The sequence below is a fragment of the Aminobacter niigataensis genome (assembly GCF_014200015.1).
Lineage (GTDB): Bacteria > Pseudomonadota > Alphaproteobacteria > Rhizobiales > Rhizobiaceae > Aminobacter > Aminobacter niigataensis.
Genome location: NZ_JACHOT010000001.1, coordinates 1,574,303 through 1,589,859 on the forward strand (window position 1 = coordinate 1,574,303; position 15,557 = coordinate 1,589,859).

Here is a 15,557-nt window from a genome sequence, read left to right on the forward strand (position 1 = left end):
GAATTTCCTATATCCTGCCTACATGAACAGGTCCGAGGCGGTCAGGAAACTTCAACAGAACGCCGATGCTATCCGCAGCATGGGCGCGACGTCGCTTTACCTGTTTGGTTCGACCGCCCGGAACGAGCAGTCATCCGGCAGCGACCTTGACCTTTTCATCGACTACGAGCCGGGGCGTCGCTTCTCGCTGATCAATCTGGTCGGGATCAAGCAGTTGCTGGAAGAGACCATGGCCGTCGAAGTGGACGTGACCACCCGAGACAGCCTGCACCCGCAACTCAGGGACGACATCGAACGCTCAGCCATCCGCGTGTTCTGATGGTCCGGCGCAAGATCGGTCCCATCCTGGCAGAAATTCTCGATGCACTCGATGGCATCGAGGCTGCGACCGCCAACAAGACGCTTCAAGACTTCCAGGACAACTGGCTGCTGAAGCACGGCGTGCAACGCGGCATCGAAATCATCTCGGAAGCTGCACGGCATTTGCCCGACGAACTCTTCGAACGTGCCCCAGAAGTACCGTGGAAACAGATTCGCGGGATCGGAAACGTGCTCAGACATGAATATCACAAGATTGCGGATCCAATCGTTTGGGCGGTGGTTACCGACCACCTACCGAACTTGCGCAGCGCCGTTCAGCGTCTGATAGCCGACCTCGGCACCGACGAATCTTGAATTCGCGTGTCGATTTCCCCATTTGCAAAGCTGCGCGGGCAATCTTGCCCGCCTATCGAGGGCACAATGACCGCACGCGTTCTGGACGGCGAAATCATCACCAGCAGGCTGGAGGACTCGCGCGCCTATGACGGCGTGCGGACGCGCCGGGTGCTGGCGTTCCTGGTCGACTATCTGATCGTCGGCCTGCTGCTGATTCCGTTTGCCATCATCGTCTTCTTTCTCGGGATCCTGACGCTCGGCCTCGGCTGGGCGCTGTTCGGCATCCTCGGCCCGGCAGTGGCACTGCTCTATGTCTGGACGACCCTCGGCGGCCCGAACCAGGCGACTACCGGCATGCGAATCATGGGCATCCGACTCGACCGCCTCGACGGCAGGCCGGTGGACGGCCTCCTGGCCATCGTGCATTCGGTGCTTTTCTGGGCCGGCAACGTGGTTTTGACGCCACTTGTCCTGCTGGTTTCGCTGTTTTCCGACCGCAAGCGCACGCTGCACGACCTGCTGCTTGGCACCGTTGTCAGCCGCAGCGACAGCTGAAATTGCCATTCGCCGAGTCAAAACGGGCATTTGCGCCAAAATGTGAAGGCAAAGAATCCACTTACCTCCACATTCATGTTGAATTTTTCGCGGGTAGCGCCAAGCTAGGGAACATTGATTGGGAGTCTTCCTGACGCTCGATGACGCAGCATCCTACCCATTCCCCGCAATTCTTCCTGACGGCGCCTTCCCCATGCCCCTATCTTGAAGGGCAATTCGAGCGGAAGGTCTTCACCCATCTGGTCGGCGACAAGGCCCCGGAAATGAACGACCTGCTGACCCAGGGTGGTTTCCGGCGTTCGCAGAACATCGCCTATCGGCCAGCCTGCGAAACCTGCAGGGCGTGCGTCTCCGTCCGCATCCTGGCCCAGGAATTCAAGGCGACGCGCAACATGCGCCGCGTGATCGAGCGCAATTCCGACATTGTCGGCGCCATGCATGACGCCGAGCCCTCGACCGAACAATATTCGCTGTTCCGCAGCTATCTCGACGCCCGCCACCGCAGGGGCGGCATGTCCGACATGACCGTGCTCGACTACGCGATGATGGTCGAGGACACCCATGTCGACACCAAGGTGATCGAATATCGCCGCCGTGGCCCCGACACCTTCATTACCGGTCAGGGCCAGGGCGAACTGATGGCCGTGGCGCTGACCGACCAGATGGCCGACGGCCTGTCGATGGTCTATTCCTACTACAATCCTGAAATGGACGAACGGTCGCTTGGCACCTTCATGATCCTCGATCATATTGCCCGCGCCCGCACCATGGGCCTGCCCCACGTCTATCTTGGATACTGGGTCAATGGGTCGCGCAAGATGAACTATAAGGTACGCTTCACCCCTCAGGAGCATCTCGGCATGAAAGGCTGGGAGCGCTTCGAAGGCGACATCTGAGCACGTCCGGCCCGTTTTCCACGCTGCCGTAGACCATCTGGCAGGGAAAATCGTGGCAAGCACTCATTCCAATCATTCCAAGGGCCTGTTGCTGACTGCGATAGGCGGTATGGCGCTGACAGTCGACATTCCACTGATCAAGCTCGCCGACGGCAATCACTGGTCGATCCTGCTGATGCGGAGCGGCGTGACGTTCCTGGCTGCCATCGTCATCTGGTTGGTCTGGCGCTCGTTCAGCCGCAACGCGCCGCAACTCATCCCTGGCCGGGCCGGGCTGGTTGTCGCCGTCCTCTACGGCATCGGCTCGATCGCGTTCGTCACCGCCGTATACAACACCTCGACGGCCAACCTGGTGTTCATCCTGGCCTTCAACACCGTGTTTGCAGCTGTGTTGTCGTGGATTTTTCTCAGGGAGTGGCCGCGCCCGGTGACCATGCTCGCCATGCTGGCCATGGTCGGCGGCGTGCTGATCATCGTCGGCAGCTCGATCGGCACCGGCCACCTGTTCGGCGACCTGATGGCCGTTGTCTCGGCTTTCTGCATTGCCTCGGCCATTACCATTTCGCGTTCCAGCGGCAAGGACATGGGCTTCACGGCACTCGTCGGCGTTCTCCTGCCCTGCCTGCTCGCCGCCTACATGGTCTCGAGAACCGGCTTTCAGATTGAGGCGCCATGGTGGATCATCTTCAACGGCGCAGTGATCATGCCGATCTCGTTCTTCTGTCTCGCCAACGGCCCGAAATACATTTCCGGCCCGGAAGTGGCGATGTTCTACCTGCTCGAGACGGTGCTTGCGCCGATCTGGGTCTGGATGATCTTTGCCGAGGTGCCGACACACAACAGCCTGATCGGCGGAGCGATCCTGATCGTCACGCTCGTCGCCCACTCGGCCTGGCAGCTTTCGGAAAGCCGCAAGCGCAGGGCAAGCGCGGCAGTTCAGCAGGCAGCATGAAGCGCAGGCCTAGGGCCCCTAGCCTGCCTGCGTTCGCTTGGCCGGGGGCAGGCCCTCGCTGACGGCTTCAATGGTGCGCGGCGCCCCCGCTTCGGGCAGCACGTTGGCCGCAATCGCCGCCGCCTCGTCGTTCAGCTCGATCTCGCGAATCCATTCGCGCCAGATCGCGACCAGCAGCGCCATCAGCACCGGGCCGATGAACAGGCCGAGCAGGCCCATCGTCTTGACGCCGCCGATGAGACCGAAAAAGGTCGGCAAGAAGGGCAGCTTGATGGGCCCTCCGACCAGCCTTGGCCTCAGCGTCTTGTCAACGATGAAGAGTTCGATTGAGCCCCAGCAAAACAGCGCCACACCAGCGACTGGCGAGCCACTGGCAACCAGATAGACCGAGACCAGCGTGAACGACAAAGGCGCCCCGCCAGGAATGAGCGCCATGAACCCGGTGATGACGCCGAGCGTGACCGGCGAGGGAACACCGGCGACCCAGTAGGCCAAGCCAAGAACGACGCCCTCACCTATGGCGATCACCGTCATGCCCATGACGGTGGCGCTGATCGTCTTGGGAACGACGCGCGAGATGCGCTCCCAGCGCATCGGCAGGATACGCTCGCCCAGCCGGTCGAGCTGCGCGACGAAGGATTCGCCGTCGCGATAGGTGAAGAACAGGGCGATCAGCATGAACAGCAGCGTCAGCATGATACCGAAGGCGCTGCCACCGGCAGCAAGCACGCCGCGGTAGATGCTGCCGATATTGGCGCCGCTGACGAGCTGGATCAGTTCACCGATGGAACCGGGATGACCAACATAGCGGGTCCATTGCTCGTTGAGCCATTCGCCGACGACCGGGAGATTGTTGATCCATTCCGGCGTCGCTGCGCCATGGCGGTTGGTCTCGAGCGCCCAGCCGAACCACTCGCGGATCTCATTGACCGCATAGGTCGCGGCAAAGGAGATCGGCACCACCAGGAAGGCAACGATGAACAGGAGCGCCAGCGTCGCACCGACAGTCCTGTTGCCGTCAACCGCCGCAAGAAGCCTTCGATAGAGCGGCCAGCTGGCGAATGCGATGACGAGTGCGGCCAGAACAGGGACCAGGAAGCCGTGAAAGAAATAGATGCCTGCGGCAACGATCAGCACCAGCAGCCAGCGCGCCGCCGACAAGGGCGGCACAAGGGCCGCGCGCATCGGCTGGGACGGGCCGAACAGCCTCGGCTCTCGCTCCGGTTTGCGGGATTCAGTCACTTTCAAGGGCCTTGATCTCCTCGGCCCTGAAGTGGACCCGATTGGACACCCGGCGCCGCTTTACGACGCCGATGGGAAGATCATAGAGGCTTATGCGAGGCAGCGCACGAAAACTTTGCCGCACTGCCGCATTCGAGACGCTAGCCAAAGCGGCCGGTGCGTGGGAAGCCTTTCGGCACCATGCGTCCGGCCGTGGCGCGCGTTCCGATCCACTCGACCAGTTCCTCTCGTGACCGGGTGAAGGTTCGGTCTGCGGAATCCAGCCAGCTCAAGCCGCTCTCCATCGTGAAGGTCTTCACGTCGAGCACGCCGCCATCCTTGTACTTCTGCAGCCTGACGCCCTTGCCGCGCGTCATCTCGGGGATCTGCTCGAGCGGGAACACCAGCATCTTCCGGTTCTCGCCGACGATGGCGAGATGATCACCCGCAAGCGCGATACAGCGCTTGGCTTCATCCGGCGTCTTGACGTTCATCACCTGCTTGCCCTTGCGGGTGTTGGCGACAACCTCTTCCTCGGGAACCGTGAAGCCATTGCCCTCGTGGCTGACCAGCAGCAGCTTGCGCTTGGGCTCATGGACGAAGGCGGTGACGATGTCCTGGTCGTTGTCCATGTCGACGATGATGCGGATCGGCTCGCCATGGCCACGGCCGCCCGGCAGGCGGTCAGCGCCAATGGTGTAGAACTTGCCGCCTGTCGTGAAGACCAGGATCTTGTCGGTCGTCTGGGCGTGGAGGGCCAGCTTGAGGCTGTCGCCTTCCTTGAAGGTGAGCTGCCCGAAGTCGGCCAGATGCCCCTTCATCGCTCGCAGCCAGCCCTTCTCCGAGACGACGACCGTGACCGGCTCCTTCTCGATCATCGCGTGCGCGATGTCGGTGAGGTCGTGGTCGGGGGCTTCGGCAAAGACGGTGCGGCGACGGCCGAGCTCGGTTTCGGGACCGTAGTGCTTGCGGACCTCGCTCACTTCCCACTTGATCGTCGACCACTGCTTGGCATCGGAAGCGAGCAGCGCTTCGATCTGCTTCTTCTCGGTGCTGAGCGCGTCGAACTCCTTGCGGATCTCGAATTCCTCGAGCTTGCGCAGGGCCCGCAGGCGCATGTTCAGGATGGCTTCGGCCTGGGTATCGGTCAGATCCCAGCGCGCCATCATCACCCGCTTGGGCTCATCCTCCTCACGGATGATGCGGATCACCTCGTCGATGTTGAGGTAGGCAATGAGATAGCCGCCGAGAATATCAAGGCGCTTCTCGATTTCGCCGAGGCGGAACTTCGATCGACGAACCAGCACCTCGCGGCGATGGTCCAGCCATTCGCGCAACACGCTCTTGAGCGACAGCACGTTCGGCACCTTGCCGCGTGACAGCACGTTCATGTTGAGCGGGAACCGGCTCTCGAGCTCGGTGAGCTTGAACAGCGATTCCATCAACAGGCCCGGGTCGACCGTACGGCTCTTGGGCACGAGTACGACACGAATGTCCTCGGCGCTTTCGTCGCGGATGTCTTCGAGCAGCGGCAGCTTGCGGGCGATCAAAAGCTCGGCGATCTTTTCGATCAAACGCGACTTCTGCACACCATAGGGGATTTCAGTGACAACGAGGTTCCAGGTGCCCCTGCCCTGATCCTCCTGCTGCCACATGGCGCGCATGCGGAAGCCGCCACGCCCGGTCTCGTAGGCGTTGACGATGGAAGCCCAGTCATCATCGACACTGCCGCCGGTGGGGAAATCGGGGCCGCGCACCTTGCAGTTCAGGCGCAGCTCTGGATCGTCCTTGATGCGATCCCATTCGCCCGGCGAGGTCATCAGGTCGGTAACTGAAGCGTCGGGATTGTCGATGAGGTAGAGGGCAGCGCTGCACAGCTCTGCGGCATTGTGCGGCGGGATCGAGGTCGCCATGCCGACGGCGATGCCGGACGAGCCGTTGGCAAGCAGATTGGGGAACGCGCCCGGCAGGACGACAGGTTCTTCGTCTTCCTCGTTGTAGGTCGGGCGATAATCGACGGCGTCCTCGGTGATGCCCTCGAGCAACGACACCGAGACCTCGGTCATGCGCGCTTCGGTGTAACGCATGGCCGCGGCGCTATCGCCGTCGATGTTACCGAAATTGCCCTGCCCGTCGACGAGGGGGTAGCGGACGGAGAAATCCTGCGCCAGACGCACCAGCGCGTCGTAGATCGACTGGTCGCCATGCGGGTGGAACTTGCCCATCACCTCGCCGACGATACGGGCGCATTTGGCGAAACCCTGGTCGGGATTGAGCCGCAGCAGCCGCATGGCATGCATGATGCGGCGATGGACCGGCTTCAGTCCGTCGCGCACATCCGGCAAGGCCCGGTGCATGATGGTCGACAGCGCATAGGCCAGATAGCGCTCTTCGAGCGCCTTCTTCAGGTCGACCGGTTCAATATTGTCGCCACCGTCATTTCCAGGCGGCAAAAGCCCTTTTCCCATGGGTTTGGACTAGCGGAACGGGTGATTCGCGACAAGCCTTATCGGCAAAAGCAAGGGGCGACACAGTCGCCCGGATGAGACAAATTTTTGCGCTCGCTAAAGTAGCAATTGCGCGATCATCTTGCCGTTCACCATTTTTGCGCGTGTTGCATTGCAGCGATTGCCTTTTGCGCCGAATTGCGGCCAATGTGGCGAGAATGCCTTTTTCCAGTCCAGTTCCTGACGGACAGGATATGGCGTGAACGATTCCTCACAAGTCTCAGGGAACCATGATGACGCAATACCGCTCTGCATTCAGCAAGCTCGCTCTATCGACCTTTCTCTTCACGCTTCCGCTCAATGCAGCACTGGCCCAGGACGCGACCGCGGTAGCCGAAAGGCTCAAGGCCGTCCTGGCAGCCCAGAACCTGACGCTCAGCTGGACCAGCGTGTCGGGCGACGCCTCCGAGACCGTGCTTGAAGGGACAAGCATCGCGATGGCCGGGGAAGACAAGCCGGTTTCCGTCGGCAAGGTCACGCTTGGCGGCATTACCGAGGAGAATGGCGGCTACAAGATCGAGACCCTCAGCACAGAGGCCTACAGCCTCACCGAAGGTACCACCAAGGTCGATGTCAGCCCGCTGACCATCGGCAATGTGTCGCTGCCGGCCGAAGGCTCGACCGATCCGCTGGCATCGTTCCTGATGTACGAGACCGCCAATCTCGACAACGTCAGCGTCAAGATCGGCGACAAGCAAGCCTTCCAGATGACCAACTTCGCGGCGGAGGTGACGCCTCCGGCCGACGGCAACGCCATGGAATTCACCGGTTCGGCAGAGAAATTCACCGCCGACCTCAGCCTCGTCGAAGACCCGCAGTCGAAGGCTGCGATCGACGCGCTCGGCTACCAGAACATCAGCGGCGACTTTCAGCTGGCTGGCACCTGGCAGCCGACCGACGGCCGCATGGCGCTGTCGAACTACGACATCACCGTCGACGACGCCGGTACACTCGGCATGACCTTCGACCTCGGCGGCTACACCGTCGATTTCCTCAAGTCGGTGCAGGACCTGCAGAAGAAGATGGCCGACCAGCCGGAAGGCACCGACAACTCGGCTCAGGGCCTCGCCATGCTCGGCCTGATGCAGCAGCTCACCTTCAACGGTGCGACCGTGCGCTTCGACGACGATTCGGTGACCAACAAGGTTCTCGAATATATCGGCAAGCAGCAGGGCATGTCAGCCAAGGACATCGCCAACCAGGCCAAGGCGATCGTGCCGTTCATGCTGATGGAACTCAACAATCCGGAACTGGCAGCGCAGGTGACGGCAGCCGTGACCGCCTATCTCGACAACCCCAAGTCGCTTGAGATCGCAGCCAAGCCCGCCTCGCCGGTTCCGTTCGCCCTGCTGGCGGCCAGCGGCATGTCCAACCCCAAGGAACTGCCCAAGACGCTCGGCCTGACGGTTACGGCCAACCAGGATTGATCCTTGGCAAGACGGCCAAACGGAAAAAGCCCGGCAGCGATGCCGGGCTTTTTTGTTGAATCGAAAGAGTCGCTTGCGCGGGCCTCTTAAGCTTCTTTCTTGGCCACGGCGACGCGCAGCGACAGCTCGCGCAGCTGCTGCGGCGAGGCTTCGGCAGGCGCATTCATCAGCAAGTCCTGCGCCTGCTGGTTCATCGGGAACAGCGTCACTTCACGCAGGTTCTTCGCACCGACAAGAAGCATGATCACGCGGTCGACGCCCGCAGCCATGCCGCCATGCGGCGGGGCGCCGTACTGGAAGGCGCGGTAGAGACCACCGAACTGCTCCTCGACCTCTTCACGCGACTTGCCGGTCAGCTCAAACGCCTTGACCATCAGCTCGGGCAACTGGTTTCGGATCGAACCGGATGCGATTTCGAAGCCGTTGCAGACCATGTCGTACTGATAGGCCTTGATGGTGAGCGGGTCCTGGTTGTTCAACGCATCCAGGCCGCCCTGCGGCATCGAGAACGGGTTGTGGGCGAAATCGATCTTCTTTTCGTCTTCCAGCCATTCGTAGAACGGGAAGTCGATGATCCAGCACAGCTCGAAACGCTCGCGGTCGACGAGGTTCAGCTCCTCGCCGGCGCGGGTGCGGGCAGCACCGGCAAACGAGACGAACTTCTTGGGATCGCCGGCAACGAAGAAAGCGGCGTCACCATCCGACAGGCCAAGCTGTTGGCGGATCGCCTCGGTGCGCTCTTCACCGATATTCTTGGCGATGGGACCAGCGCCTTCGAGCTTGTCGCCTTCCTTGCGCCAGAAGATGTAGCCGAGACCCGGCTGGCCCTCGCCCTGGGCCCAGGAGTTCATGCGGTCGCAGAATGCGCGCGAACCACCGGTCCTGGCCGGGATGGCCCAGACCTCGACCTTCGGGTTGGCGGCGATCATGCCTGCGAACACCTTGAAGCCCGAACCGTCGAAATGCTCTGTGACGGCCTGGATCTCGATCGGGTTGCGCAAGTCAGGCTTGTCGGTGCCATAGGTGCGCAGCGCGGTGTCGTAAGGAATGCGGCGGAACTGCTGCGTCACCGGCTTGCCGTCGGCAAACTTCTCGAACACGCCGCGCATCACCGGCTCCATCGTGTTCCAGACGTCTTCCTGGGTCACGAAGCTCATTTCGAGGTCGAGCTGGTAGAATTCGCCCGGCAGGCGGTCGGCGCGCGGGTCTTCGTCGCGGAAGCAAGGCGCGATCTGGAAATAGCGATCGAAGCCGGCGACCATCAGAAGCTGCTTGTACTGCTGCGGTGCCTGCGGCAGGGCGAAGAACTTGCCCGGATGGATGCGCGAAGGCACCAGGAAGTCGCGTGCACCTTCAGGCGACGATGCCGTCAGGATCGGCGTCGAATACTCGGTGAAACCCTCATCGGTCATGCGCGCGCGCATTTCGGCGATGATCTTGGTGCGGGCCACGATGTTCTTGTGCAGCGTCTCGCGGCGCAGGTCGAGGAAGCGATACTTGAGACGGATGTCCTCGGGGTATTCGGGTTCGCCGAACACCGGCAGCGGCAATTCCTTGGACTGCGACAAGACCTCGATCTCGCCGGCGAAAACCTCGATCTCACCGGTTGGCAGGTTGCCGTTGACGGCCTCGGCCATGCGCGCCTTGACCTCGCCATCGACGCGGATGACCCACTCGCCACGGACGGTCTCGGCGACCTTGAAGGCCGGCGAATCGGGATCGGCGACGATCTGGGTCAGGCCGTAGTGGTCGCGCATGTCGATGAACAGCAGGCCGCCGTGATCTCGCACGCGATGCACCCAGCCGGACAGGCGGACGGCGGAACCGACGTCGGATTTCCTCAATTGAGCGCAGGTGTGGCTGCGGTAACGGTGCATGGCAAATATTCCGGTTCGGGCTGTTGTCATACGGCGTCGAGGCGTCCGATGCGCCCGGGCCGAAATTTGGCGGGAAAAGCGCATGGGTGCCCGGTTTTGTCAAGGTAAAGCCACCGGTTCGGGCGGTTCCGCTACGCAGAACGCACCAGTTAAAGGCGCTTCTTCAGCCAGACGCGCGAATGGCCTGCCGGATAGTCATCGATACGGCCGAACTCCTCATAGCCCAGCCGCTTGTAAAACTCCGGCGCCTGAAAGGTGTACGAATCGAGATGAACGCCGACGCAACCCCTTTGCCTGGCGACCTCTTCGGCCCTGCCAAGCAACTGCACGCCGAGACCCCGGTTGCGATGTTTCGAGCTGATCCAGAGCCATTCCACGAAAAGCCACGAATATTCGGACGAGCCCTTCAATCCGCCAGCGAGCGAAGCGTCCTCGTCGCGCGCGACGATCCACAAATCCTGCTCATTGTGGGGCCCCGCCGTCTCGTAGTTGTAGGCGTTCAGGCCTTCGCCGATCAGCTGTGCTGTCTCCCGATCGATGCTCGTGCTGACCGTCAGTGTCGTCATCATCAGCTCCCGCTCTCGCCATCCGTCGGGACGACAGGCGCGCAAGCTAACCGTCTCGGCGCTCGACACGTTGGCGCAGCCGGCGGAATATGTCGCGCCAGTGGCCAACTGGCATTGACCGAATGGCCTAACTATAGCCAACTCACCTTTTCTCGCGTTGCCGAATGTCCTCCATACGTCCCCTCATCCCGCTTCTGATCACCGCCGGCATCCTGCTCGGCGGCAACGGCCTGCAAAGCACCTTGATTGCGTTGCGCGGGGCGCAGGAGGGCTTTTCGGCATCGACCATCGGGCTGATGGGCACCTTCTACTTCATGGGGTTCCTGCTCGGCTGTATCTTCATCACCCGCATCATGAAGGCCGTCGGCTATGTCCGGGCCTTCGCGGCGCTGGCAGCCATCGCTGCCGCCGCAACATTGATGCTGGTGCTGGTCATCGACCCGGTGATGTGGTCGCTCATCCGTTTCGCCACGGGCTTCTGCTTCGCCGGGCTGTTCACGGTGATGGAGAGCTGGCTCAACTCGGGCGTCTCCAACCATGACAGGGCCCGAGTGCTCGCCATCTACCGCATCATCGACATCGCTTCGGTGACCGGCGCGCAGTTCATGATCCCGGTGTTCGGCGCCGGCGGCTTCACCATCTTCGCCATCATGTCGATCATGATCACGCTGTCGCTGGTGCCGGTGTCGCTCGGCGACCGCTCCAACCCGACGCCGCCGGAGGACGTCAAGCTCGACTTGAAGCGCGCCTGGCGCATCTCGCCGCTCGGTAGCATCGGCTGCATCTTCGTCGGCGTCACCAACAGCGCGTTCCGGACGCTGAGCCCGATCTACGCCGAACAGATAGGCCTGTCGGTCACCGACGTCGTCACCTTCGTCAGTGTCGGCATCATCGGCGGCGCGCTGGTCCAGTACCCCCTCGGCTACATGTCCGACCTGTGGGATCGCCGCAAGGTGCTGCTTGTCACCACCGTCGGCGCGATGACCTCGGCGCTGATGCTGGTTTTCCTTGCAGGCAATTCGCCGCTGGCCAACTTCGTACTGATCTTCATCTTCGGCTCGTTCGCCATGCCGCTCTATTCGCTGTCGGCGGCGCACGCCAACGACCGGGCGGAAAAGGGCGAGTTCGTGCTGATCAACGCCGCACTGATGCTGTTCTACTCGGTCGGCGCGATCGCGGGTCCGTTAGTGGCCTCGATCGTCATGGAACAGTTTGGACCACATGCGCTTTTCAGTTTCAGCGCAGCCGTCTACGTCGCGTTCGTGGCGGTTATCGTTTATCGCATGGGATCGCGCTCGCCGGTGCCGGCCGGCCGGCGCGGCCGCTTCATCGCCTTGCTGCGGACGTCGCCGATTTTCGCCCGCCTAGCCGGGCGAAATGGCCCAACGAATGGTTCGGATGCCGACTAGACTTCCTCTCCGGATGCGGCAATCGCTTGACGAATGCCCGCTCGACTGAAATGGAAAGACAACGCGTTCTGATAAAAGCAATATTATGCATGTAATAACGACCCAGGACGAACTCGATACCGCCGTTGCCGCTCTCGAAAAATCCAACTTCGTCACGGTCGACACCGAGTTCATTCGCGAAACCACTTTCTGGCCCGAGCTCTGCCTGATCCAGATGGCAGCGCCTGGCGTTTCGGCGCTGGTCGATCCGCTGGCGCCTGGGCTCGACCTCAAGCCGTTCTTCGACCTGATGGCCAACGAGGCCGTGACCAAGGTCTTCCATGCCGCGCGGCAAGACATCGAAATCGTCTTCCATCTCGGCGGACTGATCCCTCACCCTGTTTTCGACACGCAGGTGGCGGCCATGGTCTGCGGCTTCGGCGACAGCGTCTCCTACGAGCAGATCGTCCAGAAGGTCACCGGCGGCCGCATCGACAAGTCATCGCGCTTCACCGACTGGCGCCACAGGCCGCTGTCGGAAAAGCAACTCGAATATGCGCTGGCCGACGTCACCCACCTGATCGATGTCTACCAACATCTCGTCACAGAGCTCGAGCGCGAAGGCCGCGCGCACTGGCTGAACGAAGAGATGGAAGTGCTGACCTCGCGGGCAACCTACGATCCGCACCCGGAAGACGCCTGGAAGCGGCTGAAGATGCGCCTGCGCAAACCGCAGGAACTGGCCATCGTGCAGGCCGTCGCCGCCTGGCGCGAGCGCGAGGCGCGCGAACGCAACGTGCCGCGCGGGCGCGTGCTCAAGGACGACGCGATCTACGAGATCGCCCAGCAGGCGCCGCGCGACACCACGGCGCTGTCGCGGCTGCGCACCACGCCCAAGGGCTGGGAGCGCTCCTCGTCGGCAACCGCCCTGCTAGCCGTTGTCAACGCGGCGCTCGAAATACCGCGCGACCAGATGCCCAAGCTGCCCAAGACCTTCCAGCCACCTGAGGGCTCGAGCGCGGCCGCCGAACTGCTCAAGGTGCTGCTGCGCCTGGTCTCGGAAAAAGAAGGCGTGGCGCCCAAGGTGCTTGCTTCGGGCGACGACATCGACCGTATCGCCGCCGAAGGTGAGGCCGCCGACGTCCCTGCCCTTCAGGGCTGGCGCCGCTCGGTGTTCGGCGAAACCGCTCTCAAGCTGGTGCGCGGCGAAATCGCCATCCGTTTCGACAAGCGCAAGATCGCAGTGTTCGAGATCGAAGCCTGAACGGCCTGATCGGCGCGGCTCAGACCGCGCCGGCAAGATGCAGCGCGAACCAGATCCACAGCAGCCCAAGTACCAGCCAGCCCAGAATGAAGGCCAGGCTGCGAAGCCTGACCCGGTTGGCGGTCAGGTGAACCCACGCGTGCGCATAACGTGTCGCCACGAACAGCCAGGCCAGCCCGACACTGACAAATGACGCGCCGTCGGTCACGTAGAGTGCCAGGCACGCTGTGTAGAATAGCACCGGCAGTTCGAACTGGTTGCTGGTGTTGTTGGCGGCGGTGACGCTCAACTCCGGCTCGGCGACGCGTGTCTTGAACTGGTTCACACGCGCCTCGCCGGCACGCACCGCCTGCCTGCGCCGCAGGCCCAGCACGACATAGACGATGTAGACCAAAAGAACCTGCGAGAGCATCGGCCAGAAAATAGCGGTCTGGTTCACAAGCATAACCTCAAGAAAAATGATCGACTAATCTGACCATCAATTGCTGCACTCCATTTCTGCTTAATGGAGAATTTACGGATCATGATCGAAACTGTGCTGCAGCAGTTCAATGGTCGACCGAAACATGATGCTCCCTGCAACCGCCAATCGCTACCAACCTGCTCTAGCAGTCATCCAAGCCGGAACCTATGCCCGTGAACGCGCAATGCGCGAGGATGCGCAGGCTGCGGGGGGCATGAAGCCGCTCGGCGACATGGCCCAGACTGCGCCGGCCCGCCCGAAAGACATGCAGGCCATCAACGAGTATTACTTCGGCATCAGCCTGACGCCGATGGAAGTGATGTTCTCGATGGTCGAGAGGGCCGTCGACTTTCTCAACGACAAGCTGGGTGTGGGCAGCGACGGCGACCCCAAAGCCGTCGAAGCCGGCAACAAGTGGCGTGAAGAAGCGCTGATCAAGAATGTCGGCGTCGGTTCGGGGGACGACTTCCGGATCCCGAAACCCGGCGAGAACGGCGTTACCTTCCGGGCTGTTGCCAAACTCGTCCTGGAGAAATTCAAGACCGAATTTCTGGCAGGCGACGGCGACCTCAGAAAGGCGCTGGAGGATGCGGCAGGCTTCCGTCTGGACGGGATGAGCGCAGTCGATCTGTTCAAGGCATTCGCGGAACCGGAAAGCGACGCCGCGCGGAGGGTGTATGACGCGGTGTCGGAAGGCCTTGCCGGCCAGGCCGGCAGCAAGGTTTCGCAGCGCTTGGAAGCGGCAACGTCCGGGGCCAAGTCGGTCGAAGAGACCCTCGCCGACCAAAAAGGGTCTTCAATCGACGTCGTCGACAAGGAAACGATTGCCGAGGACCTGAAGGCTGTCCGGACAGCCGAAGCGAAGGAAAAGCTCGACGAAGCAGCAGCCATTCCCGAGAAGATCAGAGACGCCCTCGAGGAAATTCAGGCCGGCAAGGACACGTCCGGCACGGACAGTTCGCAGGCGGCCTTGGCAATAGTCCAGGCCCTAAGCGGGATGAGCGAAACCGTGTCGTCCCCGGCAACTGGCCAGGATGCCCCCGAGATGGAACTGGACCTGTCCGGCATCGCCAGGGACGCTGCCAAGGAAGACCACGACGAGGGCACCAAGGGGGAAGCCCTGCGTGGGCTGCTTGCGCAATACCTCGAACTCATCGACGCATCGGACATCGACAAGAAACAGAAATTGTCCATTCGGCTATAGCCGATCAGCGTACCTTGCGGTCGCCGGTGGCTGGTGATCGCCTGACGCTTCGCAAGCCCGCAAGTACAAAGGTTGCGACGACCGCGACCGATACAGCCAGAAACGCAAACTTGGCGACGATCAGGCCGGAGGCGAGCGCCATCGACCTGGCTCCCGCCGATGGCGGGTCGGCGAGGATCCGCGCCACGACGATGTTCTGGGCATAGTCGGCAATCGTATAGGGCAGCACCAACGCTAGTGCTGCGACCGAGCGCATCGTCTCCGAAAGGCCAGCGAAACGCGGCAGCCTGTCGCCGGCCTTCAGGATCAGGCTGACCAGCGTCGCCGAAAGCAGCGCTGGGAAGACCAGGTCGAAGGTCAGGTAGTGCCAGACGAGAATGATCTCGGCGCCCGGCCGGCCGAGAGCCGCAATCCAGGCAAAGCCTTCGCTGTCGGAGAACCCCCAGAAACGCAGATCGAGCGACGGCAGGCCGCCGCTCAAGCTGCGGAAATAGAAGAACTCCAGCAGCGTCATTGCGGCGAATACTGCCGCAGTGACGACGCTTAGCGCAGCCGCGTGACGCCGCAGCCGCACGATCAT

Annotated in this window: 15 protein-coding genes; 9 read left to right on the plus strand and 6 right to left on the minus strand. The window is 62.0% G+C overall.

Annotated features, from left to right (window positions below):
* The first annotated feature begins 22 nt into the window (after positions 1 to 22).
* From GGQ99_RS08035 to GGQ99_RS08055, 5 genes are all read left to right on the plus strand, one after another.
* Entirely contained in the window at positions 23 to 319 is a 297-nt protein-coding gene (locus GGQ99_RS08035) for a nucleotidyltransferase family protein (protein ID WP_183261860.1), read from the plus strand.
* Positions 319 to 675: a HepT-like ribonuclease domain-containing protein gene (locus tag GGQ99_RS08040; protein ID WP_183261862.1), complete on the plus strand. Its 357-nt coding sequence runs from the start codon at positions 319 to 321 to the stop codon at positions 673 to 675. The genes GGQ99_RS08035 and GGQ99_RS08040 overlap by 1 nt, the downstream gene beginning before the upstream one ends.
* A gap of 66 nt (positions 676 to 741) precedes the next feature.
* On the plus strand, positions 742 to 1,212 hold the full coding sequence (locus GGQ99_RS08045) for an RDD family protein (protein ID WP_183261865.1): 471 nt from the start codon (positions 742 to 744) through the stop codon (positions 1,210 to 1,212).
* 140 nt (positions 1,213 to 1,352) lie between these two features.
* Positions 1,353 to 2,108 (plus strand): arginyltransferase, encoded by a 756-nt coding sequence (locus tag GGQ99_RS08050; protein ID WP_108608502.1) that lies wholly within the window; start codon positions 1,353 to 1,355, stop codon positions 2,106 to 2,108.
* A 52-nt stretch (positions 2,109 to 2,160) separates the two neighbouring features.
* A complete protein-coding gene (locus tag GGQ99_RS08055) occupies positions 2,161 to 3,060 on the plus strand; it encodes a DMT family transporter (RefSeq protein WP_425486780.1) in 900 nt (299 codons plus the stop codon).
* Positions 3,061 to 3,078: 18 nt separating this feature from the next.
* Here GGQ99_RS08055 and GGQ99_RS08060 read toward each other — a convergent pair whose 3' ends face one another.
* Both GGQ99_RS08060 and parC read right to left on the minus strand, forming a co-directional pair.
* Complete coding sequence (locus tag GGQ99_RS08060) at positions 3,079 to 4,308, minus strand: AI-2E family transporter (RefSeq protein ID WP_183261868.1); 1,230 nt, start codon at positions 4,306 to 4,308, stop codon at positions 3,079 to 3,081.
* A 134-nt stretch (positions 4,309 to 4,442) separates the two neighbouring features.
* Positions 4,443 to 6,749 carry a DNA topoisomerase IV subunit A gene (parC, locus tag GGQ99_RS08065; RefSeq protein ID WP_183261870.1) on the minus strand — a complete coding sequence of 769 codons (2,307 nt, stop codon included), beginning with the start codon at positions 6,747 to 6,749 and terminating at the stop codon, positions 4,443 to 4,445.
* 272 nt (positions 6,750 to 7,021) lie between these two features.
* Here parC and GGQ99_RS08070 point away from each other — a divergent pair, with 272 nt between their 5' ends.
* Positions 7,022 to 8,215, plus strand: a complete 1,194-nt coding sequence (locus tag GGQ99_RS08070) for a hypothetical protein (protein WP_183261872.1) — start codon at positions 7,022 to 7,024, stop codon at positions 8,213 to 8,215.
* Positions 8,216 to 8,301: 86 nt separating this feature from the next.
* Here GGQ99_RS08070 and aspS read toward each other — a convergent pair whose 3' ends face one another.
* Positions 8,302 to 10,092 (minus strand): aspartate--tRNA ligase, encoded by a 1,791-nt coding sequence (gene aspS, locus GGQ99_RS08075; RefSeq protein ID WP_183261874.1) that lies wholly within the window; start codon positions 10,090 to 10,092, stop codon positions 8,302 to 8,304.
* Positions 10,093 to 10,241: 149 nt separating this feature from the next.
* Positions 10,242 to 10,658: a GNAT family N-acetyltransferase gene (locus GGQ99_RS08080; protein WP_183261876.1), complete on the minus strand. Its 417-nt coding sequence runs from the start codon at positions 10,656 to 10,658 to the stop codon at positions 10,242 to 10,244.
* A 164-nt stretch (positions 10,659 to 10,822) separates the two neighbouring features.
* Between GGQ99_RS08080 and GGQ99_RS08085 the strand changes: the two genes are divergently transcribed.
* Together GGQ99_RS08085 and rnd are read left to right on the plus strand one after the other, a co-directional pair.
* On the plus strand, positions 10,823 to 12,067 hold the full coding sequence (locus tag GGQ99_RS08085; RefSeq protein WP_183261878.1) for an MFS transporter: 1,245 nt from the start codon (positions 10,823 to 10,825) through the stop codon (positions 12,065 to 12,067).
* Positions 12,068 to 12,152: 85 nt separating this feature from the next.
* Complete coding sequence (gene rnd / locus GGQ99_RS08090; RefSeq protein WP_183261880.1) at positions 12,153 to 13,310, plus strand: ribonuclease D; 1,158 nt, start codon at positions 12,153 to 12,155, stop codon at positions 13,308 to 13,310.
* 19 nt (positions 13,311 to 13,329) lie between these two features.
* On the opposite strand, the gene GGQ99_RS08095 is transcribed toward rnd, so the two are convergent.
* Positions 13,330 to 13,749, minus strand: a complete 420-nt coding sequence (locus GGQ99_RS08095) for an MAPEG family protein (protein ID WP_183261882.1) — start codon at positions 13,747 to 13,749, stop codon at positions 13,330 to 13,332.
* Between the two features lie 112 nt (positions 13,750 to 13,861).
* On the opposite strand from GGQ99_RS08095, the gene GGQ99_RS08100 reads away from it, so the two are divergent.
* Positions 13,862 to 14,977, plus strand: coding sequence for a hypothetical protein (locus GGQ99_RS08100; RefSeq protein WP_183261884.1), 1,116 nt, complete (start codon positions 13,862 to 13,864; stop codon positions 14,975 to 14,977).
* Positions 14,978 to 14,981: 4 nt separating this feature from the next.
* On the opposite strand, the gene GGQ99_RS08105 is transcribed toward GGQ99_RS08100, so the two are convergent.
* Entirely contained in the window at positions 14,982 to 15,557 is a 576-nt protein-coding gene (locus GGQ99_RS08105) for a hypothetical protein (protein ID WP_183261886.1), read from the minus strand.

Excerpts from the sequence above, each read along its gene's own strand:
- GGQ99_RS08035 (WP_183261860.1), top strand. The coding sequence starts at position 23 with ATGAACAGGTCCGAGGCGGTCAGGAAACTTCAACAGAACGCCGATGCT.
- GGQ99_RS08040 (WP_183261862.1), top strand. The coding sequence starts at position 319 with ATGGTCCGGCGCAAGATCGGTCCCATCCTGGCAGAAATTCTCGATGCA.
- GGQ99_RS08045 (WP_183261865.1), top strand. The coding sequence starts at position 742 with ATGACCGCACGCGTTCTGGACGGCGAAATCATCACCAGCAGGCTGGAG.
- GGQ99_RS08050 (WP_108608502.1), top strand. The coding sequence starts at position 1,353 with ATGACGCAGCATCCTACCCATTCCCCGCAATTCTTCCTGACGGCGCCT.
- parC (WP_183261870.1), bottom strand. The coding sequence starts at position 6,749 with ATGGGAAAAGGGCTTTTGCCGCCTGGAAATGACGGTGGCGACAATATT.
- GGQ99_RS08070 (WP_183261872.1), top strand. The coding sequence starts at position 7,022 with ATGACGCAATACCGCTCTGCATTCAGCAAGCTCGCTCTATCGACCTTT.
- aspS (WP_183261874.1), bottom strand. The coding sequence starts at position 10,092 with ATGCACCGTTACCGCAGCCACACCTGCGCTCAATTGAGGAAATCCGAC.
- GGQ99_RS08080 (WP_183261876.1), bottom strand. The coding sequence starts at position 10,658 with ATGACGACACTGACGGTCAGCACGAGCATCGATCGGGAGACAGCACAG.
- GGQ99_RS08085 (WP_183261878.1), top strand. The coding sequence starts at position 10,823 with ATGTCCTCCATACGTCCCCTCATCCCGCTTCTGATCACCGCCGGCATC.
- rnd (WP_183261880.1), top strand. The coding sequence starts at position 12,153 with ATGCATGTAATAACGACCCAGGACGAACTCGATACCGCCGTTGCCGCT.
- GGQ99_RS08100 (WP_183261884.1), top strand. The coding sequence starts at position 13,862 with ATGGTCGACCGAAACATGATGCTCCCTGCAACCGCCAATCGCTACCAA.
- GGQ99_RS08105 (WP_183261886.1), bottom strand. The coding sequence starts at position 15,557 with ATGATCGTGCGGCTGCGGCGTCACGCGGCTGCGCTAAGCGTCGTCACT.